Genomic DNA, 25,786 nt, shown 5'->3' with positions numbered 1-25,786 from the left:
GTCAGCCCTTCCACCGCGGCCGAGGGCGCGGCGTCACGAGGGCTCGTCGGGGCCGTGCCGCGCCCGGCGGGCCTCAGCGGGTCCCGGCGACCGCGGTCCGCCGACGGCGCCACAGGGCCACCGGTACGACGCCGGCCAGGGCGAGCGCGCCGGGGGCGGCCGGCAGCGCGGCGGCCGCGGACTGCTCGCCCAGTCCCGGCTGGTCGAAGGTGTCCGGCACCGGCAGGGTGTCCCAGCGGTTGACCGGCCAGGCGATGACGATGGCGCGGCCGACGACGTCCTTCACCGGGACCATGCCGTTGTGCTTGTCCGCGCGGTTGTAGCGCGAGTCCCGGGAGTTCTGCCGGTGGTCCCCCATGACCCAGATGTAGCCCTCGGGGACCTTGACCTTGAACTGGCCGCCCTGGTCGTCCATGCTGCACGGCGTGTTGCCCGGGTAGACGTAGGGCTCGTCGAGCGCCTTGCCGTTGACCCTCAGCGGGCCGGTGTCCCTGCACTCGACGGTGTCGCCGCCGACGCCGACGACGCGCTTGATGAGGTCCTTCTCCTCCACGGACGGCATGAGCCCGATCCAGCTGAGGAACGCCTGCAGCGCGTTGGGGTCGGCCGTGGGCTGGCCCGCCAGCCACTTGTCGGGGTCGTGGAAGACGACGACCTCGCCGCGCTCGGGCTCGGAGCCGAACCAGGGGGTGAGCTTGTCGACCAGGACGCGGTCGCCCTGCTGGAGGGTGTTCTGCATCGAGTCGGAGGGGATGGAGAACGCCTGCACCAGGAACGTCTTGATCAGCAGCGCCAGCACCAGCGCGATACCGATCAGGATGGGCAGTTCCTTCCAGAAGGAGCGCTGCTTCCTCTGGCGGGGAGGCGTGCCGCCCGGTCCCCCGTCCTCGGTCCTGCTCTGCTCGCCCGTCACCGTGCCGTCCTCGACTGCCCCGGAGTCACTCCCGGAGGTCACGGCGCTGTCCGCGGCCGGGACGGCGGATTCCGCGGGACCACCGCGGTGTTCCTCCCCGTCGTGTCCGGACCGTGCGCCGACCGCCACATCCCCCACGCCAACTCCTTACTCTGTGCCGCCGCCCGCCCCACACACGGCGCAGGCCCACCACTCCCATAACGAGCGGGAGTTCCGCAGGGCTCGGGAGCTGGATCATTCCGTTCGGATCGTCGGAGGCAACCCTATGCGACGGGTGGGGGGCGGCGGTCGACCCGGCGGCCGCGTCGGACACCGCCGCGTACGTTTCCGGCTCCTCCAGGGTGCTCCAGTGGTTCAGCGGCCAGGCGATGAGCATGGCCCGCCCCACCACCTCGTCCTCGGAGACCGTGCCGCCGTAGTCGGTGTCCTGGTGGGAACGGGAGTCGGCGGAATTGGAACGGTGGTCGCCCATCACCCACAGCCGGCCCCGGGGGACGGTGACGTCGAACTGCGTGCTGGAGGGGGCGTTGCCGGGGTACAGGTAGTCCTCGTCCAGCGGGATGCCGTTGACGGTCACGCGGCCCTGCGCGTCGCAGCACCTGACCCGGTCGCCGCCGACGCCGACGACCCGCTTGATGAGGTCCTTCTCGTTGTCGGAGGGCAGCAGGCCGATGAAGGTGAGCCCTTCCTTGACCTGTTTGACGACGACGGGGTCGTTCTTCGGGGTGGTGGTCTGCTCGTCCTTGAGCCAGCCTCCGGGGTCCTTGAAGACGACGACGTCCCCGCGCTGCGGCTTGGAGCCGAACCACGGGGTGAGCTTGTCGACCAGGACCCGGTCGCCGATCCGGATCGTCTGCTCCATGGACCCGGACGGGATGACGAAGGCCTGGACGAGGAACGTCTTCAGCACGAGCGCGATGAGGACGGCGACGCCGATCAGGAGGGGTATCTCCTTGACCACGCTGCGCCTGCGCCTGCGCTTGACCTTGCGCTGGAGCTTGCGCCGCTCGGCGCGGGTACGGCCGCTGACGGAGCCTGCTGCCCGCCGGGCACCGGTGGGCAGCAGGTTCTCGGCGGGGCTCGCGGGGATCCCGCGCGGTTTGCCGCGGCTACCCATGGGCGCCCCCCACGGCGGGCACGCGCGCGTAGGCGTCGGGACGCTGCAGGCGGGTGGCGTGGGAGAGGGGCCAGACGATCCAGTCGGCGCGTCCGACGACCTCGCCGACCGGGATCATGCCGCCGCCGGGGGAGCCGAGGTGGTCGCGGGAGTCGCTGGAGTCGCCGCGGTGGTCGCCGAGGACGAACAGGGTGCCGTCCGGCACGACGACGTCGAAGCGCACCGCGGACGGGCGGTCACCGGGATACAGGAAGGCCGACTCGTCGACCGACCGGCCGTTCACCTGGAGCCTCCCCTCCTTGTCGCAGCAGACCACGTGGTCTCCCCCCACCCCGACAACGCGCTTGATGTAGTCGGCGTGCCCGAAGTACCCGGTGCCGTCGAACACGACGATGTCGCCGCGCCGCGGGTCGGCACCGAAACGGTACGCCAACTTGTTTACGAGAACGCGGTCCCCGATCCTCAATCCCTGCTCCATGGATCCGCTGGGAATCTGGAAGGGGCGCAGCACGAACGTGTTGAGCAGCAGCAGGAAGACCAGGAAGACCAGCGCGGCGAGGGTGATCCGCCCGCCCGGCAGCCAGCGCGTGATCCGCGGCACCAACGCGAAACGCGACCGTCCCTCCGGCCCCGGCGTCTTCGGGGAGGTCTCCCCGGAGTCGGAAGGGCGGGAGGAGCGGTCGCGCTCCGTCGGCTGTGCTTCGGTGTCCATCGGAGCCAGATGCTATCCGGCCCGGCTGTGGACCCGGGGACGGCGTTCCCCGGGAAGCGCTCAGTTCTCGCGCTTCTCCTTGATCTTCGCCGCCTTGCCGCGCAGCTCGCGCAGGTAGTACAGCTTGGCGCGGCGGACGTCACCCCGGGTGACGAGCTCGATCTTCTCCACGATCGGGGTGTGCACCGGGAAGGTGCGCTCGACGCCGACGGAGAAGGAGACCTTGCGGACCGTGAAGGTCTCGCGCACGCCGGAGCCCTGGCGGCGGATGACTACGCCCTTGAACTGCTGCACACGGGAGCGGTTGCCCTCGATGACGCGGACGTGGACGTTGACGGTGTCGCCGGGACGGAAGTCCGGGACGTCGCTGCGCAGCGACGCGGCGTCGACGGAGTCGAGCAGGTGAGACATTTCGTCTGCTTTCTTCGCTGATGCCGCAGGTCATCAACGGGAACTAGAGGTTCGGATCACAACGGTGCGCGTCGGGGCGGGCGTCTTCTCCCCCTGCGGCAGGGGCGCACGCCGGACGGCGCACAACAGCGGCCTATTCTTCCACGCCCTCGACCCTGCGCCAAAATCGGCCGTGGGGCTCCCCCTGCGGGTCCGGTTCCCAGCCCAGGACGGACAGCATCTCGCGGTCCTTCTTGTCGAAGGCCTTGGGGTCGCAGCGCTCGATGAGGTCGGGCCGGTTGGCCGTGGTGCGCCGCAGGGCCTCGTCGCGGCGCCAGCGGGCGATCCGCCCGTGGTGGCCGCTGAGCAGCACCTCCGGGATGTCCCGTCCGCGCCACAGGGGCGGCTTGGTGTAGACGGGGCCCTCCAGGAGGTTGGCCATGGCGCCGGGGGCGAAGGAGTCGTCGCGGTGGGACTCGGCGTTGCCGAGGACGCCGGGCAGCAGCCGCGCCACGGCCTCCGTGACGACCAGGACGGCCGCCTCGCCGCCAGCCAGGACGTAGTCGCCGATGGAGACCTCGTACACCGGCATGCGGGTCGCGTACTCGTCGACGACGCGCCGGTCGATGCCCTCGTAGCGGGCGGGCGTGAAGATCAGCCAGGGACGCTCGGAGAGGTGGACGGCGAGTTCCTGGGTGAAGGGGCGTCCGCTGGGGGTGGGCACGATGAGGGCCGGTCCGTGGGAGCCGGTCTCGTACCCGTCCGCCAGGACGGAGTCGAGCGCGTCCCCCCAGGGCTCGGTCTTCATGACCATGCCGGGGCCACCGCCGTAGGGGGTGTCGTCGACCGTGTGGTGGCGGTCGTACGTCCAGGCGCGCAGGTCGTGCACGTGCACGTGCAGCTGTCCGCGCGCGCGTGCCTTGCCGACGAGGGAGACGTTCAGCGGTTCGAGGTACTCGGGGAAGATCGTGACGACGTCGAGCCGCATTACGCCTCTTCCTCGGAGTCCCGGGGGGAGGCGATCTCCGCGCGGTCGTCGATCAGGCCCGGCGGCGGGTCGATGACGGCCCGCTGCTCCTCCAGGTCGATCTCGGTGACGATCTCCTGGACGAACGGGACGAGCACCTCGGTGCCGTCGGGGCGCTCGACCACGAAGAGGTCCTGGTGGGGCAGGTGCGAGACCTCGGTGATCCGGCCGACCTCGACCCCGTCGCCGGTCACGACGTCGAGGTCGATCAGCTGGTGGTCGTAGTACTCGTCCTCGCCCTCGGGGAGCTCGTCGGGGTCGACCTCGGCGATGAGGAGGGTGTTGCGCAGGGCCTCGGCGGCGGTGCGGTCGCGCACGCCCTCGAAGCGCAGCAGGAGGCGGCCGCTGTGGACCCGGCCCGCCTCGATGGTCAGCGGTCCGGCCGAGGCCGGGTCGGTGGCCAGGACGGCGCCGGGGGCGAGCCGGAGCTCCGGCTCGTCGGTGCGCACCTCGACGGTGACCTCGCCCTTGATGCCGTGGGCGCGGCCGATGCGAGCGACTACCAGCTGCACTGTGCTTGGTTCTCCTGTCGGAACGACTCCGAGCCGCCGGGCGGCTCATACGACTGCGGGCCGGGGACGGCCCAGTGGCCCTCCCCGGCCCGAGCCGGTGCTGCGAACGTCAGCGGACGTGGTCCACGTCGACGAGGTCGACACGGACGCCGCGGCCGCCGATGGCGCCCACGACGGTGCGCAGAGCGCGTGCGGTACGGCCGTTGCGACCGATCACCTTGCCGAGATCGTCGGGGTGGACCCGGACCTCGAGCACACGTCCACGGCGCAGGTCGCGCGAGGCGACCTGCACATCGTCAGGGTTGTCGACGATGCCCTTCACGAGGTGCTCGAGAGCCTCCTCGAGCATGCTCAGGCCTCGGTCGACTCGGACTCGGCGTCGGCCTCGTCCTTCTTCTCGGCCTTCTTCTTCGGGGTGATCGCCTCACCCTTGCCCTCGTCCTCGCCGGCGAGAGCCTCGAACGACGGACGCGCGGGCTTCTCGGCCTGCGTCAGCAGCGGAGCCGGGGCGGGCTCGCCCTTGAACTTCTGCCAGTCGCCGGTCTTCTTCAGGATCGCGAGCACGGGCTCGGTCGGCTGAGCGCCGACGGAGAGCCAGTACGCCACGCGCTCGGCGTCGACCTCGATGACCGACGGGTTGTACGTCGGGTGGTACTTGCCGATCTCCTCGATGGCCCGGCCGTCACGGCGGGTACGGGAGTCGGCGACGACGATGCGGTAGTGAGGCGAACGGATCTTGCCCAGACGCTTCAGCTTGATCTTGACTGCCACGGGAGTGGGATCTCCTGGATTTGACGTGGTTGGGCACGGCGAGACGGCCGCGTGGGGTTGCGGTACCCGAGTGCCCGATGGACGCGTCAGCCGGAGGAGAGAGGGGTCCTGTGCGGCTGTCGAGTACAGCTAGCCATTGTGCCATACCCGGCGGGTCGCCTCGGCCGAGGGTGCGGTGAGGGGGTGGGGCGAGAGGGTGAGGGCGCGCTTGACCGGCACCCGGCGCCGACGTGACGGCGCGCCGGGTGCGCGCCTGCGTCGCGGGACGCCGCTCGCGGACGGACGGCTTCGGCTGCCCGCCGTCCCCCCGCCGAGCGGCACCCCGGAGCCCGCGTTCGACCGGCACCCACGAGATGCCGGTGTCCGAAGGCGCGGGAGGGTCAGCTCGCCACGGCCCCCGCTCCCACGGCCTCCGGGATGCGGAACGGCTTGCCGCAGCCGCCGCACACGATCGGGGCCTGGGCCAGGACCGACGGGACGACCCGGACGTTGCGTCCGCAGTCGCAGACCGCCTTCACGCGGACACCGCCGCCGGAGGAACCGTGCCGGGCGGCGGGGCCGCGGAAGGTGCGGGCCGTGTCCGACGAGGTCGCGGCGGAGTGGGCCTTCAGGGCGCGCTGCAGGCGCTCGATGGTCGGGCGGTAGCGGCGCTTCGCCTCGGGCGTGAGCGTGACCAGGGAGAAGCCGCTGCTGGGATGCGGTTCCTCGGGGTGGTCCAGGCCCAGCTCCTCGGCGATCGCGAGGAATCTGCGGTTGTGGTACCGGCCGGCGCGGGAGGTGTCGCGTACTCCGCGCGCGGCGGCGATGCCGTGGACTGCCTCGTGAAGCAGTCGTTCGAAGGAGAGCTCGTGCCCGCAGGCGGACGAGGACTCTCCGATCAGTGACTCGGGCGCGGCAAGATCGGGCAGCTCGGGGTGGTACCGCTGAATGTCGGCCCACGCCTGCGCCAGCTCTGCGGCGAGAACAGGTGGTGTCGTGCTCACGTAATGACAACGAGCCGGGGTGCCGCTGTGTTCCTATTCCGGGGCATCCCAAATAATTTGCACGTACCCGTCAGTTGGCGCTGATGCCTCCCGACGAGGGCGGGTGCGCTGATCTGCGGAGAAGCCGCACAGCTCGTACCAAGCCGGTACGTAGCCTGACGTACGCCCCGGCGCGTAGGCCGTGTCCGTGCTCCGGGGCGCGTGCGGCCCGCGCTCGCGCAAGGGGCGTTTCGGCCGCTCTCCCGCGCCCGGCTCGTACGTCGGTGAGCGCGCGCGACGGCAGTGACGTTACCCGGCGCGTCGTCGGCGTCCGGCACCGCCCCGCCCTCGGCGGCCGGACGCCGTACGGTCACCGCGCACCCGGCCGGCCTGGCCTCGCCCTCCTCGCCGGGCACCGCCCGCGGGACGCGTGCCCGGCCGCCGCCGGCGGCGGCCTCGACCGGCCCCTCGGCCGTCGGCGCGCCGGACGTGCGGGACTCGCGGCGCTCGCGGGACCGGCGCAGCGGCAGCGTCCGATCCTCCACGCGATCGCGGGGAGCGGCGGCACGAGGGAGTCCGGGGGGACCGGCTCCCTGCCGCCCGGAACGCGGCGGGCCGGCAGGGCGGTGCCGCGCTCCAGGTCACGGGGCCCGGCCCCGGCGCGGGCGGGACGCCCCCGGGCTCCCGGCCGACGGCGCGGCGGCCGGAGGGGGTGCCGGTGCGGTCGTCGGCGCGGCCGCGGAGGCCAGCCGCCCTCAGGTGATCGCCGAGCCCGTGGACCTTGGCCGGAACCGCGTCGTCGCCCTTGACGGCGAGGTGCACCGCCCGGGCCGGCGCGAGGCGCGGCGGGACGCGCAACCCACGGTCACCACCGTGCGGCACGTTCAGGCCATCCGCCACGCGCGTGGAGGAGTCCCAGGAGGCCTGCCGGGCGCACTCCCGGCGGCCGTCCCTGGACGGGTACCGGGTCGGGTATCGGGTCGGGTACCGGGTCGGAAAGGTCCCGGCGGGGTTCCGGCCGCGCTCGTGGCCGGTGCCCGTCCGAGGGCCCCGCCGTCGCCCGCCGCCGCTCGTCATCGCTTCGAGCGTGAGCGTGCCGGCGGCGCCGGCGGAGCGTTCGTTCGCCGTCCCCCCTTCCCGACTCCCCGGCGTCACGCCGATTCCCAGGACGTCGGCCATGGAGCCGGCCCGCTCCTCCTCGTGGAGGGTGGATGTACGCGCCATGGTTCCGGGTGTCCCCATGGGTGGCGTGCGCGGTGTGCCCCTCCTGCCGGAGGAACTCCGCCGTCCGCGGGAACGGGCACGGACGCATTTCCCACCGCCCCGCCGGTCAGCTCTTGACCGCGGCGGGGGAAATCGGCGCCCGCGGGACGAGGGCGGACGCCTTTGCCGTGACGCGATCGCACGGGGCCGGGTTGCCGGAATGTGAAATCTCGCCACCGGCACATGCGATTACCGAGCAGAGGCCGCTTTCCACTGGACGCCGGGTCGAGTGCGGAGTTTCCTGGCATACGGGGAGTGCGAGCGCACTGTACGGGGGCCAGGAATCGAGGACAGCGGCAAACTCTCGTCGGATTGGGGCGCTTACCTATGACACCTACGCTCGTGCGGCAGCACCGGCCTCACACGGGGACGGCACCCCGCGTGAACCTGCGTGCACGCGCGCGTGACTGGTCCGAGATCCAGGAGCGGATGCTCGTACCGCTCTACGAGGCCGTCTACGAGCGACTGGAAGTGGGCCCTGCCACGCGGCTGCTCGGCCTCGGCTGCGGGTCCGGACTGGCCCTGCTGATGGCCACCTCCCGGGGCGCCGCCGTCACGGGTGTCGACACCTCCGCGGAACGGCTGGATCTCGCGCGGCAGCGGCTGCAGCCCGAGGCGTGGGACATGCGCGCGCGTGCGCGGGCCCGGCTGGTGGACGGCTCGCCCGGGGCGGCGGACGGCACGGACGCGCCCGCGTACACGCTGGTGACCGCCTTCGAGCCGATCGGGTGCCTGGCGGGCGACGCGGAGGGGCTGGGCGAGCTGCTCACGGAGGCGACGCCGCTCGCCGAGCGCGGGGCGCCCGTGGTGCTGGCCGGGTGGGGCCCGCCGGAACGGTGCGCCACGGCGTCCGTGCTGCGGGTGGCGTCCAAGCTGACGGAGCCGGTGCGCGGCACGGCCGGCTGGCGTGTCGCCCTGCGCGACGACCTGGAGGAGGTCGCCCAGCGGGCCGGTCTGCGTCCGGACGGCTCCGGGCGGGTGGCGTGCCCCTTCGGGTACGCCGACGTCGACAGCGCGGTCCGGGGGCTGAGGTCGACGGGGCTGTTCGACGCGGCGATCACGGCGACGGACCAGGTGCAGGTCGACAAGGAGCTGGCCGAGGCGCTGCACCCGTACCAGCGGCGGGACGGGACCGTGTGGATGCCGAACGTGTTCCGGTACCTGATCGCCCGGACACCGTGACGGCCCGGACGTCCCGGCGCGGGAAGCCGGGGCCGGCACCGAGCCCGTGAGGGCGGTGGCAAACGCCGGAGCAGGGGACCGGCGGTCGTCCGCGTGACGTGCCCGCACGGTTGAGGGCACCCCTCGCGCGAACGCGTCAGGGGTGCCCCCGGTGATGTGCGCGACGGGCCGTCAGCCCATGAACTTCTTGAACTCGTCCGGGAGTTCGAAGTCCTTGCCGCCCTGCTGCGGCAGGCCGAAGGCGCCCCCGCCCTGCGCGCCGGCGGCGCGGCGCGCCGCGGCCTCCTGCTCCTGCTGCTTGCGCTTCATCGGGTTGCCGGAGCGCTGCTTGCCCTTGGCCTGCTTCTGCTTCTTCTTCGCCCGGCCGGGACCGCCACCCATGCCCGGCATGCCCGGCATGCCAGGCATCCCCGGCATGCCGCCCTGGGCCATCCGGGACATCATCTTGCGGGCCTCGAAGAACCGCTCGACCAGGCCCTTCACCGCGCTGACCTCGACACCGGAGCCGCGGGCGATACGGGCCCGCCGGGAGCCGTTGATGATCGTCGGGTCCTGGCGCTCGGCCGGGGTCATCGACTTGATGATGGCGGCCGTGCGGTCGACGTCACGCTCGTCGAGGTTCTGGATCTGGTCCTTGATCTGGCCCATGCCCGGGAGCATGCCGAGCAGCTTGGAGATGGAGCCCATCTTCCTGACCTGCTCCATCTGGGCCAGGAAGTCGTCCAGGGTGAAGTCCTGGCCCTTCTTCGACGCCAGCTTGGAGGCCATCTTCTCGGCCTCTTCCTGGCTGAACGTCTTCTCCGCCTGCTCGATCAGGGTGAGCAGGTCGCCCATGTCGAGGATGCGGGAGGCCATCCGGTCGGGGTGGAAGGCGTCGAAGTCCTCGAGCTTCTCACCGTTCGACGCGAACATGATCGGCTTGCCGGTCACCGAGGCGATCGACAGGGCCGCGCCACCGCGGGCGTCACCGTCGAGCTTGGAGAGCACCACGCCGTCGAAGCCGACGCCGTCGCGGAAGGCCTCGGCGGTGTTGACCGCGTCCTGGCCGATCATCGCGTCGACGACGAAGAGGATCTCGTCCGGCGAGACGGCGTCCCGGATGTCCGCGGCCTGCCGCATCAGCTCGGCGTCGATGCCGAGGCGGCCGGCGGTGTCCACGATCACGATGTCGTGGAGCTTGGACTTGGCGAACTCGACGGAGTCCTCGGCCACCTTGACCGGGTCGCCCACGCCGTTGCCCGGCTCGGGCGCGTAGACGGCGACGCCCGCGCGCTCGGCGACCACGCTGAGCTGGTTCACGGCGTTCGGGCGCTGGAGGTCGCAGGCGACCAGCAGCGGCGAGTGGCCCTGCTCCTTGAGCCACTTGCCGAGCTTGCCCGCCAGGGTGGTCTTGCCGGCGCCCTGCAGACCGGCCAGCATGATCACGGTCGGCGGCTGCTTGGCGAAGCGCAGGCGCCGGGTCTCGCCGCCGAGGATGGTGATCAGTTCCTCGTTGACGATCTTGAGGACCTGCTGGGCGGGGTTCAGGGCCCGGGAGACCTCGGCGCCGAGGGCGCGCTCCTTGACGTTCTTGATGAACGCGCGGACGACCGGCAGGGCCACGTCCGCCTCGAGAAGCGCGATACGGATCTCGCGCGCCGTGGCGTCGATGTCCGCCTCGGAGAGCCGTCCCTTGCCGCGCAGGTTCCTGAAAGTCGCTGACAGGCGATCGGAGAGAGTGTCGAACACGGCGCTCGCGGTCCTCGGGGTCGGTGGCTGCTGGGGAATCGCCCTCCAGGGTATCCCGGCGGGACGAGTCGCCGGGGTCCCCTCACCCGCGCAGGGCCTCCTCCAGTTTCCGCGCCACCGACACGGCCTCCTCGCCCGGCAGGGGCGCGCCCTCCGGTCCGGTCACGTAGAAGGCGTCCACGGCGTTGGCGCCCAGGGTCGAGACGTGGGCGCTGCGCACCCGTACGCCCGCGTCCTCCAGCGCCCGGCCGATACGGAACAGCAGTCCCGGCGCGTCCTGGGCGCGCACCTCGATCACCGTGGCCAGCCGGGACGCGGCGGAGGCGACCGTCACGCGCGGCGGCGGCGCGACCACGCCCCGGCGGCGCGGGTGGGCGGCGTCCCGCTCGGCCAGACGGCCCGCGATGTCCAGGGAGCCGTCCAGCGCCCGCACCAGGTCCGCGCGCAGCCGGGCGGCCTGCGGCAGGGAGCCGTACTCGGCGGCGACCCGCCAGTCCAGCAGCAGGACCGAGCCCTCGACGCCGTCCGGCAGGTCCAGCGACCGCAGCTCGGCGGTCCGCACGGTCAGCCGGTGCACGGCCAGGACGCCGGCCACCGCGGGCAGCACGCCCGGCTGGTCGGGGACGGCGATCAGCAGCTCCACACCGAGCGGCTCGGGGTCTCCCGGCGTCTCGCCGGGCTCCTGGGCGGAACCGGGCTGCGCGCGCAGCGCCAGCACCGGCCCGCCGGTGGCGACGGCCTCGAGGGCGAGCCGTTCCTGCCCGGCCGTCGGCGCGGCGGAGCCGGGGTCCGCCGGCCGGACGCCGGCGAGCACCGCCGAGACCCGTCCGACCAGGTCGGCGACGAGCGAGCCGCGCCAGGAGGACCAGGCGGCCGGGCCGGTGGCCAGGGCGTCCGCCTCGGTCAGGGCGTGCAGCAGCTCCAGGGCGCCCTGGGAGCCGACGGCCTCGGCGACCAGGCGCACGGTGGCCGGGTCCTCCAGGTCGCGCCGGGTGGCCGTCTCGACGAGCAGCAGGTGGTGGCGTACGACGGTGGCGATCACCGCCACGTCGTGGTGGTCGAAGCCGATGCGGGCGGCCACGTCCTTGGCGATGATCTCGCCCGCGACCGAGTGGTCGCCGGGCCAGCCCTTGCCGATGTCGTGCAGCAGCGCGGCGACCAGCAGCAGGTCGGGGCGGCTGACGCGGCGGGTGAACTCCGAGGCGCGGACCGCCGTCTCGATCAGGTGGCGGTCCACCGTCCAGACGTGCACGGCGTTGCGCTGCGGGCGGCAGCGGACCCGCTCCCAGTCGGGCAGGAGCCGGGTGATCAGGCCCTCGGCCTCCAGCGCCTCCCAGACCTCGACGGTCGGGCGGCCGGAGCCGAGCAGGGTGACCAGTTGCTCGCGCGCCTCGGCGGGCCAGGGCGTGGGCAGGGGGCGCGCGGTGGCCGCCATGCGGCGTACGGCGTGCGGGGAGAGCGGGAGCCCGGCCTGCGCGGCGGCGGCCGCGGCGCGCAGCGGGAGCACGGGGTCGCGTTCGGGGCGTGCGGTACGGGCGAGCACCACCTCGCCGTCCTGCTCCACCACCCCCTCGGCCAGCGGGGAGCGCTCGGCGGCCGGCTTCCCGCCGCCCAGTGCCCTCCCGTCGCCCCCCACCGCCCTTCTGAGGAAGTCGCTTCGCTCCCCCACCAGTCTGCGCAGTCGTGGCCGCACCGCGCGCGACCGCAGCACGCGCCCCACCTCGCGCCAGGTGACGTCACTGGCGTACGAGACGACCCGTGCCGCCTCGTAGACCTGTCGCAGCAGCGTGTCGGCGTCCAGCAGGCCGAGCCCGGCGGCCACCTGGTCCTGCTCCTGGAGCGCGAGCCGGTCGGTGGCCCGCCCGGTCGCCAGGTGCAGCGCGTCGCGCACGTCGAGGAGCCGGCGCCGGGCGTCGGCCAGGCCCTCGCGCGGGGCGTCGGCCAGCCAGGAGGCGGCGACGGCGCGCAGGGCGGTGAGGTCCCGGAGCCCCCCGCGCGCCTCCTTCAGGTCCGGCTCCAGCAGGTACTGCACCTCGCCCTGGCGCTCGGCCCGTTCGGCGCACAGCTGCTGGAGCTCGGGGAGGCGTCTGGGCGCCTGGTTGCGCCAGTCGGCCAGCACGGCGGTCCGCAGGCCGGCCGTGAGGCCGAGGTCGCCTGCGAGGTGCCGGGCGTCCAGCAGGCCGAGCTGGACCTTGAGGTCCTCGGCGGCGGTCCTGCGCGCCTCCGAGGGCGTGCGCACCGAGTGGTCGAGGGCGAGGCCGAGGTCCCACACGGGGTACCAGAGCCGGTCGGCCAGCGCGGCGACCGCCTTGCCGTCACTGCCGTCGTGCAGCAGGAGCAGGTCCAGGTCGCTGCGCGGGGACAGCTCGCCGCGGCCGTAGCCGCCGACGGCGACCAGGGAGACCCCGCGCAGCCCTTCGGCGCCCGCGGTGAACAGGCCGGAGAGCCACTGGTCCGTCAGTCCGGCGAGGGCCGCACGGCGCGGCGGCCCGGACCGCGCCCCCTCACCGAGGAGGCGCAGCCGGGCCGCCGCGTAGCCGCCGGGTCCCGATTCCTCTGCTCCGTCGTGCACGTCCGTACCCGCCACCCGGCGACTCCCGTCTCGTCCTGCCGTCGTCAGAGCGCGTCCGGACCGCGCTCGCCGGTCCTGACCCGTACGGCCGTCTCGACCGGGATCGACCAGACCTTGCCGTCACCGATCTTGCCGGTGCGGGCCGCCTTGACGACGACGTCGATCAGCTGCTCGGCGTCGTCGTCCTCGACCAGCACCTCGATGCGGATCTTGGGGACGAGGTCGACGGTGTACTCGGCACCGCGGTAGACCTCGGTGTGGCCCCGCTGACGGCCGTAGCCGCTGGCCTCGGTGACCGTCAGGCCGTGTACTCCGAAGGCCTGCAGGGCCTCCTTGATCTCGTCGAGCCGGTGCGGCTTCACGACGGCGGTGATGAGCTTCATGCGTCCACCTTCCTGCTCTCTGCGGCGACGACGGGGGCCGGGGCGGCGGTCGTGCGGGCGGCACCGCCGCCGGCGCCGCTGAAGTCGTATGCGGTCTCGGCGTGCTCGGCCTGGTCGATGCCGGTGACCTCGTCGTCCTCGGAGACCCGCATGCCGATGGTCCGGTCGAGGAGGAAGGCGAGGACCGCGGAGACGACCAGGGAGTAGGCGAGGACGCCGAAGACGCCGGCGCACTGCTTCCAGAACTGGTCCAGGCCGCCGCCGTAGAACAGGCCCGCCACGTCGGACTGGCCCTTGCCGGTGGCGAAGAAGCCGATGAGCAGGGAGCCGAGGATGCCGCCGACGAGGTGGACGCCGACCACGTCGAGGGAGTCGTCGTAGTTCAGCCTGTACTTCAGGCCGACGGCCATGGCGCACAGCACGCCGGCGACGACGCCGACGGCGATCGCGCCGAGCGGGGAGACCGCGCCGCCGGCCGGGGTGATGGCGACCAGGCCCGCGACCGCGCCGGAGGCGGCGCCCAGCGTGGTGAACGCGCCGTGGCGGATCTTCTCGTAGGCGAGCCAGCCCAGTACGGCGGCGGCGGTGGCGACCTGCGTGTTGACGAACATCAGCGCGCCGACGCCGTCGTCGTTGCCGAGCCAGGAGCCGGCGTTGAAGCCGAACCAGCCGAACCACAGCAGGCCGGCGCCGAGCATGACCAGCGGCAGGCTGTGCGGACGCATCGGGTCCTTCTTGAAACCGACGCGCTTGCCGATGACCAGGATCACGCCGAGCGCCGCGGCACCGGCGTTGATGTGCACCGCCGTGCCGCCGGCGAAGTCGATCACGCCCAGCTCGAAGGCCCACCCGCCCTCGCCCCAGACCCAGTGCGCGACCGGGAAGTAGACGACCGTGGCCCACAGCGCCACGAACAGCGCCCAGGCGCTGAACTTCACGCGGTCCGCGAGGGCACCGCTGATCAGGGCGGGCGTGATGACCGCGAACATGAGCTGGAAGACCAGGAAGACGAAGACCGGGATGGTGTAGCCGTCCCACAGCTCGGTCAGGCCGATGCCGCTGAGGCCCACCCAGTCGGAGTTCCATCCGACGAGGCTGCCGGAGTCCGTGCCGAAGGCGAGGGAGAAGCCGTACAGCACCCACAGGACGGTGACGATCCCCAGGCTGATGAAACTCATCATCAGCATGTTCAGCGTGCTCTTGACGCGGACCATGCCTCCGTAGAAGAAGGCCAGGCCCGGGGTCATGAGCATCACCAGGGCGGAACAGATGAGCATGAAGCCTGTGTTGGCGGCGGAGAGCTCCGTCTCCGCGGCAAGCGTGATGGCTGGTGCCATCGGCGTCTCCTCGTCGTTGGTACGGCCCCGTGCGGGCGAAGCCTGGGCGGGATGGAGGGGTGGCCGGTTATGCGCCACGAGATTGGCGCAGCGCGGTTTCGGTGGAAGCCCCTCGTTGTTTCGCGGCCGTGACGAAGGCGCCGTGCGTGTTACGGGTCGATGAACTGCGAGATGTCCGTCAGCCGGATCGCCGTCGTGGCGCGGCCCTCGGCGCCGGGGGCCGCGGAGCGCACGGGCCGACCGCGGCCGGCCCTCCGGTGACCTGGCTGGGGGAGCCGAGTCGGGCAGTTCGGGAGGGCCGGCCGCGGCCGGGGCTCGGAGGCGTCCCGCGGGGTGTCAGACCGCTTCGGCGGCCTCGGGCAGCTCGGCGGCGAGCCGCTCGGTGAGGTCGACGACCTCGGCGATCCCGCCGAAGTCGCGTACGGCCGTGTCGACCGTCTTTCGGATACGGGTGTTGACGCGTTCGGAGCGGACCTTCTTGGCGACCTGCATGGCCTGCGCGACGAAGGCCGTGCCCTGCCGGGGCTCGCGCTGCAGCAGGTGCACGGTGGCCATGCCGATCAGGTTCAGCGCGTAGGACCGCTGGTGCTCGTCGTCCTGCGCGAACAGCTCCACCGCCCGCTGCATCAAGGGCTCGGCCAGGGAGGCGTACGTGGGGCTGCGGCCGGCGACGTAGGCGAGGTCGCGGAAGGAGTGGGAGTTCTCCCCGTACAGCTCGGCCTCGGAGAAGAAGCGGATCCAGTCGGGGTCCGGCTCGTCCCACTCGTCGGCCTCGGCGAAGGTGTCCTCGGCCATCCGGACCGCCCGCTTGCACCTGCCGGGCTGCCCCATGTTGGCGTAGGCGCGGGCCTCCATCGCATACAGCATCGACTGAGTGCGCGGGCTCGCGCAGTCCCGGCTGCCGTACTGCGCGAGGTGGATCAGCTCCAGGGCGTCGTCGGGGCGCCCGAGGTGGATCATCTGCCGGCTCATGCTGGAGAGGATGTACGAGCCGAGCGGCCGGTCCCCCGCCTCCTTGGCGGCGTGCAGCGCGAGGACGAAGTACTTCTGCGCGGTGGGCTGCAGCCCGACGTCGTAGGACATCCAGCCGGCCAGTTCGGCGAGCTCGGCGGCGACCTTGTACAACCGGCGGGCGGTGGCCTCCGGCTGGGATTCCTGGAGGAGGTCCGTCACCTCGTGCAGCTGGCCGACGACCGCCTTGCGGCGCAGGCCGCCGCCGCACTGGGCGTCCCACTGGCGGAACATCTCGGTGGTGGACTCCAGCAGCTCCAGCTCCGGCTGGGAGAGCCGGCCGCGGATCCGGCCCGAGGCGGAGGGCGCGGGCTCGGGCTCCGGCCGGGGGGCGGGGGGCGAGGGGACGAGCCAGCGCTGCATGGGTTCGATGAGGGCCGGGCCCGCGGCCAGCGTCAGCGAGCTCCCGAGGAAGCCGCGCCGCGCCAGCATCAGGTCGCTGCGCGAGAACTCGCTGAGCAGGGCCACGGTCTGCGGGCCCGTCCAGGGCAGGTCGACGCCGGTCACGGAGGGTGACTGCCGGGCGGTGCGCAGTCCCAGGTCCTCCACGGACACCACGACGCCGAAGCGTTCGGAGAACAGCTCGGACAGGATCCTGGGGATCGGCTCGCGCGGGTTCTCGCCGTCCAGCCAGCGGCGCACGCGCGAGGTGTCCGTGGAGATGTGGTTGGCGCCCAGCTGGCGCGCCCTGCGGTTGACCTGGCGGGCCAGCTCGCCCTTGGACCAGCCGCTGCGGACGAACCACGAGCCGAGCAGCTCGTTCGGGCGCTTGTCGGTGTGCGCGGCGTGTCCAGCGCTCGTTCCGCTTCCGCTGTTGCCGCTCACTGGAACGCCCCCATCCCCGAGACCGCTTGTCGCTGAGTGCGCCAAGCCCTATCAGAATGCCGGTTTCGCCGGCCGCCCGTCCGGCGGTTGCCACCCTTCGAACGGAAAGGCGACTTGCCTCCGGCATACCCATGCCCGCATGTGCCCCCCAGGGTGCGTGCACACAGAGTAACCCCGCGATCACCCGTCCAGCCATGGCGATTTCACAATCGCCACCATTCGCCACCCCTTCGAATGAACTCACAGTGGCCTTCTCGCGATTCACTTGACACATACATCCGGGAGCGGATGCAGCGGTGCGCCCGGGGGCGCGCACCGTCAGTCGCACCACCCCGCACGCTTCCAGGCGCTGCCCGAGTGGGGTGGTACGGGGAACGGGAAACAGGAAGACAAGAACAGAGAGTCACGTTCCGCGTCCGCTGCGTAACCGCCGGTGCGGCGGACCCGTTGGAGGGGGCATGGGCTTCACGATCGGCATCAGTCGGGGCATCCGCGACATCCGGCCCGGCTCGCGCCGTCGCGGCCGCTCCTCGGACGGCACCGTCGTGGCCGAGTACACCGGGCTGTGGGGCTGGGACGTGGTGCCGGGCGCGCGGGCCGAGGCCGGCGCCTGCTCCTGCGGCCGCCGCGACTGCCGGTCGCCGGGGGCGCATCCGCTGGGCTTCGCGCCGGAGGTCCCCGCCGGGGCGACCCTGGACGAGGTGACCGAGGCCTGGGGCGCGTTCCCGGGCGCGGCGGTGATGTTGCCGGTCGGCCGGGCGTTCGACGTGATCGAGGTGGCCGAGCCCGCCGGGCGTCTCGCCCTGGTCCGCCTGGAGCGCATGGGCCTGCCCCTCGGCCCGGTCGCCGCGACCCCGGACGGCCGCGCCCACTTCTTCGTCGCCCCCGGCTCCGCCGCCGGCCTGCCCGGGCTGCTCTACCGCATGGGCTGGGACGACCCGGCCTCCCTCGACCTGCGCGGCCTCGGCCCGGGGACGTACATCACGGCACCGCCGTCCGACCGGGGCGGCCTCGGCCCGGTGCGCTGGCTGCGCTCCCCCGCGCTGGACTCGGCCTCCCGGCCGCCGCAGGCACGGCTGGTCCTCGGGACGCTGGCGTACCTCGCCCACCGGTCGCGCGCCTGACCGTACGTCCACGCAGAAGCGCCCGCCCCGTTCCGCCTGGGGGCGGGCGCTTCCCGCGACCGCGTACGCATGTCCGTGGGTCAGTCTCCGATCAGCGCGTCCACGAACGCCTCCGGCTCGAACGGCGCCAGGTCGTCCGCCCCCTCGCCGAGTCCGACCAGCTTCACCGGCACGCCCAGCTCGCGCTGCACGGCGACCACGATGCCGCCCTTGGCGGTGCCGTCCAGCTTGGTGAGCACGATGCCGGTGATGTCGACGACCTCGGCGAAGACCCGGGCCTGGACCAGGCCGTTCTGACCGGTGGTGGCGTCGAGGACGAGCAGCACCTCGTCCAGCGGGGCGTGCTTCTCCACCACGCGCTTGACCTTGCCGAGCTCGTCCATGAGGCCGGTCTTGGTGTGCAGGCGGCCGGCGGTGTCGATGAGCACGACGTCCGCGCCCATCTCCTTGCCCTCCTTGACCGCGTCGAAAGCGACGGAGGCCGGGTCGCCCCCCTCCGGTCCGCGCACGGTGTGGGCGCCGACGCGTTCGCCCCAGGTCTGGAGCTGGTCGGCCGCGGCGGCGCGGAAGGTGTCGGCGGCGCCGAGGACGACGGTGTTGCCGTCGGCCACCAGGACGCGGGCGAGCTTGCCGGTGGTGGTGGTCTTGCCGGTCCCGTTGACGCCGACGACCATCACGATGCCCGGCTTGCGGCCCTCCGGTTCGGTCCTGACGGTGCGGTCCATCCCGGGATCGACCAGTGCGACCAGTTCCTCGCGCAGCAGTCCGCGCAGTTCCTCGGGGCTGCGGGTGCCGAGCACCTTCACGCGCGCGCGCAGCCGCTCGACCAGCTCCTGGGTGGGCTGCACGCCGACGTCGGCGGTGAGCAGCGTGTCCTCGACCTCCTCCCAGGTGTCCTCGTCGAGGTGCTCGCGCGACAGCAGGGTGAGCAGGCCCTTGCCGAGGGCGTTCTGCGAGCGGGAGAGGCGGGCGCGCAGGCGTACCAGGCGCCCCGCGGTGGGCTCCGGGATCTCGATCCCGGGAGCCTCGACGGTGGGCGGCTCCTCCACCACGACGGGAGCGGTGCCCCCGCCCGGGAGGTCCACCTCCTCGATGGTGCGCCGGGGTTCGTCCCGCGGCGTCTCGGCCTCGTCGCCGACGTGCGGCTCGGTCGGAGGGGCGGTGATGTCGGGCGCGGCGGGGGGCGGCGGGGGCAGGTGCTTCCTGCGCCGAGTGCCGACCAGGAGCCCGCCGAGCGCGCCGATCACGACCACGGCGATGACTACAGCAAGGATGACGATGTCCATAACCCGTCCAGTATCAGCCATGGGGTGCGCCGACACCCCTACGGCGGTCTGACACACCGTCATCCGACGGCCCGGGGCACATCAGGCCGGCGAGGCCCGCGCGCACCGCCCCGGTCACGGGGCCGCGTCCCCGGCCCGTCGTCCTGGCACGTCCCGGCCCCGTCGCGCCCCGCGCCGCTCCCGGCACGCCCGGCGTCCGTCCGGTGCCCGGGCGTGCACGCGCCGCCGCCCCGGCTCGGGCAGTGGCCGAGCCGGGGCGGCGGCGGGGTTACGGGGAGAGGGGCAGCGGGGACTTGGCCCTCCTCCCCGAGTTCGCGGGGCGGGATCAGCCCATCTCCTCCAGGGCCTTGCCCTTCGTCTCCTTCACGAACTTCAGGACGAAGGGGATGGAGAGCGCGGCGAAGGCCGTGTAGATCACGTAGGTGACGGAGAGGTTCCAGTCGGCCAGCGACGGGAAGCTCGCGGTGATCGCCCAGTTGGCGATCCACTGCGCGGCGGCGGCCACGCCCAGGGCGGCGGCACGGATCCGGTTCGGGAACATCTCGCCGAGCATGACCCAGACGACCACGCCCCAGGACAGGGCGAAGAAGAGGACGAACACGTGGGCGGCGATCAGGGCGATCCAGCCCTGGGTCTCCGGGAGCTTGCCGTCGACGAGGTCGAAGGAGAACGCCCAGGCCTCCAGCGCGAGGCCGGCCACCATGCCGACCGAGCCGATGATCGCCAGCGGACGGCGGCCGATGCGGTCGACGAAGATCATCGCGATCACGGTGCCGACGATGTTGATGATCGACGTGGTGAAGGAGTAGAAGAACGAGTCGGTGGGGTCGACGCCGACCGACTGCCACAGCGTCGAGGAGTAGTAGAACGCGACGTTGATGCCGACGAACTGCTGGAAGACCGACAGGCCGATACCGATCCAGACGATCGGCTTGAAGAAGAAGGAGCCGCCGAGCAGGTCCTTGAAGCTCGACTTGTGCTCGCTCCTCATGGCGAGCTCGATCTCGGCGACGCGGGAGTCCAGCTCGACGTCCTTGCCCTCGACCTCGGCGAGGATCTCGCGGGCGCGCTCGTGCTTGCCGACGGAGATCAGGTAGCGCGGGGACTCGGGGATGGCGAAGGAGAGCAGGCCGTAGAGGACGGCGGGGACGACCATCACGCCGAGCATGAGCTGCCAGGCCTCCAGGCCCATGAGCTCGCCGCGCTGGTCGCCGTCGGCGGCGTTCAGGATGCCCCAGTTGACCAGCTGCGAGACCGCGATGCCGACGACGATCGCGGCCTGCTGGAAGGAGCCGAGCCGGCCGCGGTAGGCGGGCGGGGCGACCTCGGCGATGTAGGCCGGGCCGATCACGGAGGCCATGCCGATGGCGAAGCCGCCGACGACGCGCCAGAAGGCGAGGTCGTACAGCGAGAAGGGCAGCGCGGAGCCGACGGCGCTGATGGTGAAGAGGACCGCGGCGATCTGCATGCACCGGATGCGGCCGATGCGGTCGGCTATGCGGCCGGCGGTCGCGGCGCCGACGGCGCAGCCGATCAGGGCGATGGCGATGACCTGCGCGAGGGCCGCCGAGCCGATGTCGTAGCGGTCGCGGATGGCCTCGACGGCGCCGTTGATCACGGAGCTGTCGTAGCCGAAGAGGAAACCGCCCATCGCGGCCGCGGCCGCGATGAAGATGACGTGCCCGAGATGTTCGGGATGAGCCGTCCCGGCTCCGGACTTGGGTGCCTGCGCTGTGCTGGTCACGTGTACTCCTCGGGCCACCGGCAACGCTGCCGGATGGGGGTCAGCCCTTCCAGGCGCCTGAAAGGTACCTGAAGGTAAAAGCAACGTTGCAGAGACTATGCCTTCAAGTTTCGAAGTCAATAGGGGGGCTGCTGTGAAATTTGAACGAAGCGTGTCGACACCGTGTTCAAGAGTTGAAGTGATCTAGAGCCTCGCAGCTCATGACAGGTGCAGACCACGCCTGTCGGATACCCCGTCAGCGCAGGCGCTGGCTGATGACCTTGGACACACCGTCGCCCTGCATGGAGACGCCGTAGAGCGCGTCGGCGACCTCCATCGTGCGCTTCTGGTGGGTGATCACGATCAGCTGCGAGGTCTCCCGCAGCTCCTGCATGATCCGGATGAGCCGCTGGAGGTTGGTGTCGTCGAGCGCGGCCTCGACCTCGTCCATGACGTAGAACGGGCTCGGCCGCGCCTTGAAGATCGACACGAGCAGCGCGACGGCGGTCAGCGACCGCTCCCCGCCCGACAGCAGCGACAGCCGCTTGACCTTCTTGCCCGGCGGACGCGCCTCGACGTCCACGCCCGTGGTGAGCATGTTGTCGGGGTCGGTCAGGACCAGCCGCCCCTCGCCGCCCGGGAACAGGCGCGAGAACACGCCCTCGAACTCCCGGGCCGTGTCCCGGTAGGCCTCGGTGAAGACCTGCTCGACGCGCTCGTCGACCTCCTTGACGACCTGGAGCAGGTCGGCACGGGTCTTCCTCAGGTCCTCCAGCTGCTCGCTGAGGAACTGGTGGCGTTCCTCGAGCGCGGCGAACTCCTCCAGGGCCAGCGGGTTGACCTTGCCGAGCTGCTGGTAGGCGCGTTCGGCGGCCTTGAGCCGCTTCTCCTGCTCGGCCCGGACGAAGGGCCTGGGCCGGTTGCGCGGGTGCTGCGGGTCCTCCGGCAGCTGTTCGCCCTCGGCGGGGGGCGAGGGCGGCACGGGCTGGTGCGGACCGTACTCCGCCACCAGCCCCGCCGGTTCGACGCCCAGCTCCTCCAGCGCCTTCGTCTCCAGCTGTTCGATCCGCAGCCGCTTCTCGGCGCCGAGCACCTCCCCGCGGTGCACCGAGTCCGTCAGCTTGTCGAGTTCGGCCTTCAGGTCGCGCCCCTCGGCGCGGGCCCGGGCGAGCTCCTGCTCACGGCGCGCCTTGGCGGCCTCGGCCGCGGTGCGCTCCGCGTCGGCCCGCGCGAGGGAGACCTCGACGTGCGCGAGCAGCTGGCGCGCACCGGAGGCGACGGCTTCCGCCACGGCCGCCTCGTGCCGCAGCCGGGCGCGCCGCTGCTCGGCACGCGCGCGTGCCTCGCGCTCCGCGCGGGCGGCCCGGTCCAGCGAGTCGGCCCGTCCGGCCAGCCCTTTGACGCGTTCCTCGTGCGTACGGACCTGGAGACGGGCCTCCATCTCGGTCTGCCGGGCGTTGGCGCCGTCCGCGGCGAGCCGGTCGCGCACCGAGGTGTCGGGCTCCTCCTCGATCGGCATCTCCTCGGCGACGGCGAGCCGCTCGGCCAGTTCCTCGGCCTCCGCCAGGGCCTTGTCCAGGGCCTCCTGCGCCCGCGCGGCGGCGGCCGCGGACCGCTCGGCCTCCCCGGCTGCACCACGCGCCTGCCCGGCGAGCCGGCCGAGCTGCTGGGCGACGGCCGACTTCTCCCGGTCCGCGGCCCGGCGCCGCTCCCCCAGTTCCTCGACGAGCGCGGCGCACTCCCCGCGCCGCTCGGCGGCCCGGTGCTGGGCCTCGGCCAGCTCCTCGCACCGCACGGCCAGCTCCTCCAGCTCGGCGGCGGCCTCGTCCACGGATGCCTGCACCTCCAGCAGGCTCGGCGCGCCGGCCGACCCGCCCTGCGCGAAGTGCGGCCCGAGCACATCGCCCTCGACGGTGACGGCGGTCAGGTCGGGCCGCGCGTGCACCAGGTCCTCGGCGTCCTCCAGGGTGGCGACGACCACGATCCCGCGCAGCAGCCGCCGCACGGCGGGCAGGAGCTCGGCGGGGCCGCGCACCAGGTCGGCGGCGTACGGCGGCCCGTCGGCGGGCGGTTCGTGCGGTACGTCGCCGGGGGCGCCGGTGACCAGCAGGGCGGCGCGGCCGGCGTCCCGCTTGCGCAGCAGGCGGATGGCGTCGGCGGCCGCGGAGGGGGTGCGCACGGCGAGGGCGTCGGCGGCGGCCCCGAAGGCGGCGGCCAGGGCGGCCTCGTACCCGGGGGTCACGGTGAGCAGCTCGGCGGCCGGGCCGAGCAGGCCGGGGAGACGGTCCTGCGCCGCGAGCAGGGCGCCGGTGCCGTCCTTGCGGCGCAGGCCCAGGGCCAGGGCGTCGTGCCGGGCCTGGGTGGCGGCCCGCCTGCGCTCGGCCGCGGTGGCCGCCTCGCGGGCGGCGGTGAGGGCGGCCTCGGCCTCGGCGAGCTGCCGCTTGGCCGCCTCGTGCCGCTCGGCGAGCTCCCGGTCGCCGGCGTCGAGTCCGTCGACCTCCGCCTCGAGGGCCTCGTACTCCTCCTGGGCGGCCGCGGCCCGTTCCCGGGCCTCGTCCCGGGCCGCGGCCAGCCGCTCGATCTCGGCCTGGGCGGCGGCGGCACGGGACCTGGCCGCCCCGACCTGGCCCGTCAGCCGGGCCAGGCCCTCGCGGCGGTCGGCGATGGCGCGGGCCGCGTCCCTCAGGCGCCGTTCCTCCTGGGCGAGCTCGCGCTCCAGTTCGGCGCGGTGGGCGACCGTGTCGTCCAGGGCGCGCCGGGCCGCCTCCAGGGCGGCCTCCAGTTCGGCCTCCTGCTCGCGGACGCGGGCGGCCTCGCGCTCCAGGTCCTCGGGGTCGCGCCCGCGCCGCTCCTCCACCGGTGCGGAGGTGGCGCTCTTCACGCGCGCGTCGGCCAGCGAGATCGTGCCGCGCACCCGCTCGGCGAGCTGGGAGAGCTCGTACCAGGTCTGCTGGGCGCGCTTCAGACGCGGTGTGAGCCGCCGGACCTCGTCCTCCAGCAGGGCCTCGCGCCGGAGCGCCTTCGTCAGCTCCTCCTCGGCGGCCTCCTTGCGGGCCTTGAGGGCGGCCTCGTCGGCGACCTCGGCCTTCAGTGCCTCCCGCAGCCGTACCAGGTCGTCGGCGAGCAGGCGCAGCCGGGCGTCGCGCAGGTCGGCCTGGATGACGGCGGCCCGGCGCGCGACCGCGGCCTGGCGTCCCAAGGGCTTGAGCTGCCGTCTGAGCTCGTCGGTCAGGTCCTGCACACGCGCGAGGTTGGCCTGCATCGCGTCGAGCTTGCGCAGCGCCTTCTCCTTGCGCTTGCGGTGCTTGAGGACGCCGGCCGCCTCCTCGATGAAGGCGCGGCGGCCCATGGGGTCGGCGTGCAGGACGGAGTCGAGCTGGCCCTGGCCGACGATGACGTGCATCTCGCGGCCGATGCCGGAGTCGGAGAGCAGTTCCTGGATGTCGAGCAGGCGGCAGGTGTCGCCGTTGATCTGGTACTCGCTGCCGCCGTTGCGGAACATGATCCGCGTGATGGTGACCTCGGAGTACTCGATGGGCAGCGCCCCGTCGGAGTTGTCGATGGTCAGCGACACCTCGGCGCGGCCCAGCGGCGGGCGGCCGGTGGTGCCGGCGAAGATGACGTCCTCCATCTTGCCGCCGCGCAGCGACTTGGCGCCCTGCTCGCCCATGACCCAGCTGAGCGCGTCCACGACGTTGGACTTGCCCGAGCCGTTCGGTCCGACGACGCACGTGATCCCGGGCTCGAACCGGAGCGTGGTGGCCGAGGCGAACGACTTGAACCCCCGAAGGGTCAGGGCCTTGAGGTGCACGCCGCTGGACTCTACCTCCCGGGAATGTCTCACTCCATGAACGTGCGGTTTCGCCGTTGAACACCCAGGGCAGACCAGACGTTGAAGACGGTGAAAAGATGCGCGGGGGAAAGAAAGAAGGGACGCCGAGGCGTCCCTTGCACTTCAACGTGGCGGTTGTGACGGGCAACCCGACCACTGCTGTGCTGTTGTGGAGCGGTGCAGTGATCAGGTGAGCGCAGGCTCCGCCTCGTGTGCGTCAACGCTCTCCATGATCCTGTCGTGAGAAGCGGCAGCCTGCAGGGCGTCCTTCTCCGCCTGGATCCGTACGAGCTCGGATTCCAGGTCCTGGACGCGCTGCTGGAGCCGTCGCATCTCGGCGAGGAGTCGAGGGTCGGAGCCGCCGACGTAACCGAGAAGCGCCTTTGCCATGATGGATGGTCCTCCACAATGAGTGACCGACCGAAGCGGTGTGGGTCGTGAGGGATGTGCACCCGCGGTTGCTTGGCAGGCCTGGAGTTGTGCTGCCGTTCAGCCATGCCAAACAGCTAAGGTGCGCGGGTTTTCAGCGTCTCACCAAAAAGTTTGACGGTCAACACGATCACACCCCGTACGGGTGGGCGAGCCGGGGGCACGCGGCCGGAAAGGGCGGCGGTGCGACTCCTGCGGGGCCTCGGGGCGTGGCGATCATCCTTGCGCGCGGAGCCCGTCAGGGCAAGCGGTTCTCGGCAATCACCAGGACGTTTCCGTTCCGGGCGGCCGTCCGCGGCGGATCCGGGGGCCGCCCGGGGAGCGCCGTCAGCGGATCGAGAAGCCGTCGTAGCCGCCGCGCGGTGTGTCCCAGATCTCGGTGACGCCGTCCACGTGTCCGGGCGTGTCGCCGCCCTGGAGCCATTTCAGAAGGGCTTCGCAGTCCTCGCGCGGGCCCTCCGCGACCACCTGGACCCGCCCGTCGCCCAAATTGAGAGCAAAACCACTCAGGCCGCCGATCTCCAGGGCCTTGGCCCGCGTGAACCAGCGGAAACCCACACCTTGGACACGTCCTCGCACCCAGGCGACCAGTCGCACTTCCTCGCTCATGGGGGCAACCTAACCGGTCAATGTCCCCTCGGGCCCATCCTCCCCTCACGACATGCGGTACCGTCCGGACCCAATGAA

General features: G+C 72.6%; 21 protein-coding genes. 2 read left to right on the top strand and 19 right to left on the bottom strand.

All coding sequences use genetic code 11. The features are described from left to right. Positions 1–73: 73 nt before the first annotated feature. From lepB (AB0L29_RS09140) to AB0L29_RS09100, 9 genes are all read right to left on the bottom strand, one after another. Entirely contained in the window at positions 74–1,051 is a 978-nt protein-coding gene (lepB, locus tag AB0L29_RS09140; RefSeq protein WP_365824933.1) for a signal peptidase I, read from the bottom strand. After that, a complete protein-coding gene (gene lepB / locus AB0L29_RS09135) occupies positions 939–2,030 on the bottom strand; it encodes a signal peptidase I (RefSeq protein ID WP_365824931.1) in 1,092 nt (363 codons plus the stop codon). Before lepB (AB0L29_RS09135) ends, lepB (AB0L29_RS09140) begins: the two co-directional genes overlap by 113 nt. Further along, the gene (gene lepB / locus AB0L29_RS09130) at positions 2,023–2,742 is read right to left on the bottom strand and encodes a signal peptidase I (protein WP_365824929.1); all 720 of its coding nucleotides are present in this window, start codon (positions 2,740–2,742) and stop codon (positions 2,023–2,025) included. Before lepB (AB0L29_RS09130) ends, lepB (AB0L29_RS09135) begins: the two co-directional genes overlap by 8 nt. Before the next feature lie 60 nt (positions 2,743–2,802). Next, positions 2,803–3,153, bottom strand: a complete 351-nt coding sequence (gene rplS, locus AB0L29_RS09125) for a 50S ribosomal protein L19 (protein WP_365824928.1) — start codon at positions 3,151–3,153, stop codon at positions 2,803–2,805. Positions 3,154–3,286: 133 nt separating this feature from the next. After that, positions 3,287–4,120: a tRNA (guanosine(37)-N1)-methyltransferase TrmD gene (gene trmD, locus AB0L29_RS09120; protein ID WP_365824926.1), complete on the bottom strand. Its 834-nt coding sequence runs from the start codon at positions 4,118–4,120 to the stop codon at positions 3,287–3,289. After that, complete coding sequence (gene rimM / locus AB0L29_RS09115) at positions 4,120–4,671, bottom strand: ribosome maturation factor RimM (RefSeq protein ID WP_365824924.1); 552 nt, start codon at positions 4,669–4,671, stop codon at positions 4,120–4,122. The genes trmD and rimM overlap by 1 nt, the downstream gene beginning before the upstream one ends. A gap of 109 nt (positions 4,672–4,780) precedes the next feature. Then, on the bottom strand, positions 4,781–5,020 hold the full coding sequence (locus tag AB0L29_RS09110) for an RNA-binding protein (RefSeq protein WP_005479813.1): 240 nt from the start codon (positions 5,018–5,020) through the stop codon (positions 4,781–4,783). A gap of 2 nt (positions 5,021–5,022) precedes the next feature. Continuing rightward, positions 5,023–5,442, bottom strand: coding sequence for a 30S ribosomal protein S16 (gene rpsP, locus AB0L29_RS09105; protein ID WP_365824922.1), 420 nt, complete (start codon positions 5,440–5,442; stop codon positions 5,023–5,025). Positions 5,443–5,822: 380 nt separating this feature from the next. After that, positions 5,823–6,425 carry a hypothetical protein gene (locus tag AB0L29_RS09100; RefSeq protein WP_365824920.1) on the bottom strand — a complete coding sequence of 201 codons (603 nt, stop codon included), beginning with the start codon at positions 6,423–6,425 and terminating at the stop codon, positions 5,823–5,825. A gap of 1,569 nt (positions 6,426–7,994) precedes the next feature. Here AB0L29_RS09100 and AB0L29_RS09095 point away from each other — a divergent pair. Continuing rightward, a complete protein-coding gene (locus AB0L29_RS09095; RefSeq protein ID WP_365824918.1) occupies positions 7,995–8,849 on the top strand; it encodes a methyltransferase domain-containing protein in 855 nt (284 codons plus the stop codon). A 171-nt stretch (positions 8,850–9,020) separates the two neighbouring features. Here AB0L29_RS09095 and ffh read toward each other — a convergent pair whose 3' ends face one another. The 5 genes from ffh to AB0L29_RS09070 form a co-directional block, all read right to left on the bottom strand. Next, positions 9,021–10,577, bottom strand: a complete 1,557-nt coding sequence (gene ffh, locus AB0L29_RS09090) for a signal recognition particle protein (RefSeq protein WP_365824917.1) — start codon at positions 10,575–10,577, stop codon at positions 9,021–9,023. An 82-nt stretch (positions 10,578–10,659) separates the two neighbouring features. Beyond that, complete coding sequence (locus AB0L29_RS09085; protein WP_365824915.1) at positions 10,660–13,164, bottom strand: [protein-PII] uridylyltransferase; 2,505 nt, start codon at positions 13,162–13,164, stop codon at positions 10,660–10,662. Positions 13,165–13,193: 29 nt separating this feature from the next. Beyond that, entirely contained in the window at positions 13,194–13,532 is a 339-nt protein-coding gene (locus AB0L29_RS09080) for a P-II family nitrogen regulator (RefSeq protein ID WP_030231663.1), read from the bottom strand. Beyond that, positions 13,529–14,869 (bottom strand): ammonium transporter, encoded by a 1,341-nt coding sequence (locus AB0L29_RS09075; RefSeq protein WP_365824913.1) that lies wholly within the window; start codon positions 14,867–14,869, stop codon positions 13,529–13,531. The genes AB0L29_RS09080 and AB0L29_RS09075 overlap by 4 nt, the downstream gene beginning before the upstream one ends. A 336-nt stretch (positions 14,870–15,205) precedes the next feature. Further along, on the bottom strand, positions 15,206–16,705 hold the full coding sequence (locus tag AB0L29_RS09070; RefSeq protein ID WP_365824911.1) for a hypothetical protein: 1,500 nt from the start codon (positions 16,703–16,705) through the stop codon (positions 15,206–15,208). Positions 16,706–17,163: 458 nt separating this feature from the next. On the opposite strand from AB0L29_RS09070, the gene AB0L29_RS09065 reads away from it, so the two are divergent. Next, positions 17,164–17,829 carry a bifunctional DNA primase/polymerase gene (locus AB0L29_RS09065; RefSeq protein WP_365824909.1) on the top strand — a complete coding sequence of 222 codons (666 nt, stop codon included), beginning with the start codon at positions 17,164–17,166 and terminating at the stop codon, positions 17,827–17,829. Between the two features lie 80 nt (positions 17,830–17,909). Here the strand turns inward: AB0L29_RS09065 and ftsY are convergent, their stop codons facing one another. The 5 genes from ftsY to AB0L29_RS09040 form a co-directional block, all read right to left on the bottom strand. Next, on the bottom strand, positions 17,910–19,115 hold the full coding sequence (gene ftsY / locus AB0L29_RS09060) for a signal recognition particle-docking protein FtsY (RefSeq protein ID WP_365824907.1): 1,206 nt from the start codon (positions 19,113–19,115) through the stop codon (positions 17,910–17,912). A gap of 325 nt (positions 19,116–19,440) precedes the next feature. Beyond that, the gene (locus tag AB0L29_RS09055) at positions 19,441–20,859 is read right to left on the bottom strand and encodes a sugar porter family MFS transporter (protein ID WP_365824905.1); all 1,419 of its coding nucleotides are present in this window, start codon (positions 20,857–20,859) and stop codon (positions 19,441–19,443) included. A gap of 235 nt (positions 20,860–21,094) precedes the next feature. After that, positions 21,095–24,649: a chromosome segregation protein SMC gene (gene smc / locus AB0L29_RS09050; protein WP_365824903.1), complete on the bottom strand. Its 3,555-nt coding sequence runs from the start codon at positions 24,647–24,649 to the stop codon at positions 21,095–21,097. Between the two features lie 207 nt (positions 24,650–24,856). Next, entirely contained in the window at positions 24,857–25,060 is a 204-nt protein-coding gene (locus tag AB0L29_RS09045; RefSeq protein WP_365824901.1) for a hypothetical protein, read from the bottom strand. A 366-nt stretch (positions 25,061–25,426) separates the two neighbouring features. Continuing rightward, on the bottom strand, positions 25,427–25,708 hold the full coding sequence (locus AB0L29_RS09040) for an acylphosphatase (RefSeq protein ID WP_365824899.1): 282 nt from the start codon (positions 25,706–25,708) through the stop codon (positions 25,427–25,429). Positions 25,709–25,786: the final 78 nt, after the last annotated feature.

It is taken from the genome of Streptomyces sp. NPDC052701 (genome assembly GCF_040678355.1).
Taxonomy (GTDB): domain Bacteria; phylum Actinomycetota; class Actinomycetes; order Streptomycetales; family Streptomycetaceae; genus Streptomyces.
This window is presented reverse-complemented; position numbering and strand designations above follow the sequence as displayed.

Bases quoted from the DNA above. Each gene is read 5' to 3' on its own strand.
- lepB (WP_365824931.1), bottom strand. From the start codon at position 2,030: ATGGGTAGCCGCGGCAAACCGCGCGGGATCCCCGCGAGCCCCGCCGAG.
- lepB (WP_365824929.1), bottom strand. From the start codon at position 2,742: ATGGACACCGAAGCACAGCCGACGGAGCGCGACCGCTCCTCCCGCCCT.
- rplS (WP_365824928.1), bottom strand. From the start codon at position 3,153: ATGTCTCACCTGCTCGACTCCGTCGACGCCGCGTCGCTGCGCAGCGAC.
- trmD (WP_365824926.1), bottom strand. From the start codon at position 4,120: ATGCGGCTCGACGTCGTCACGATCTTCCCCGAGTACCTCGAACCGCTG.
- AB0L29_RS09110 (WP_005479813.1), bottom strand. From the start codon at position 5,020: ATGCTCGAGGAGGCTCTCGAGCACCTCGTGAAGGGCATCGTCGACAAC.
- AB0L29_RS09095 (WP_365824918.1), top strand. From the start codon at position 7,995: ATGACACCTACGCTCGTGCGGCAGCACCGGCCTCACACGGGGACGGCA.
- AB0L29_RS09080 (WP_030231663.1), bottom strand. From the start codon at position 13,532: ATGAAGCTCATCACCGCCGTCGTGAAGCCGCACCGGCTCGACGAGATC.
- AB0L29_RS09075 (WP_365824913.1), bottom strand. From the start codon at position 14,869: ATGGCACCAGCCATCACGCTTGCCGCGGAGACGGAGCTCTCCGCCGCC.
- AB0L29_RS09065 (WP_365824909.1), top strand. From the start codon at position 17,164: ATGGGCTTCACGATCGGCATCAGTCGGGGCATCCGCGACATCCGGCCC.
- ftsY (WP_365824907.1), bottom strand. From the start codon at position 19,115: ATGGACATCGTCATCCTTGCTGTAGTCATCGCCGTGGTCGTGATCGGC.
- AB0L29_RS09045 (WP_365824901.1), bottom strand. From the start codon at position 25,060: ATGGCAAAGGCGCTTCTCGGTTACGTCGGCGGCTCCGACCCTCGACTC.
- AB0L29_RS09040 (WP_365824899.1), bottom strand. From the start codon at position 25,708: ATGAGCGAGGAAGTGCGACTGGTCGCCTGGGTGCGAGGACGTGTCCAA.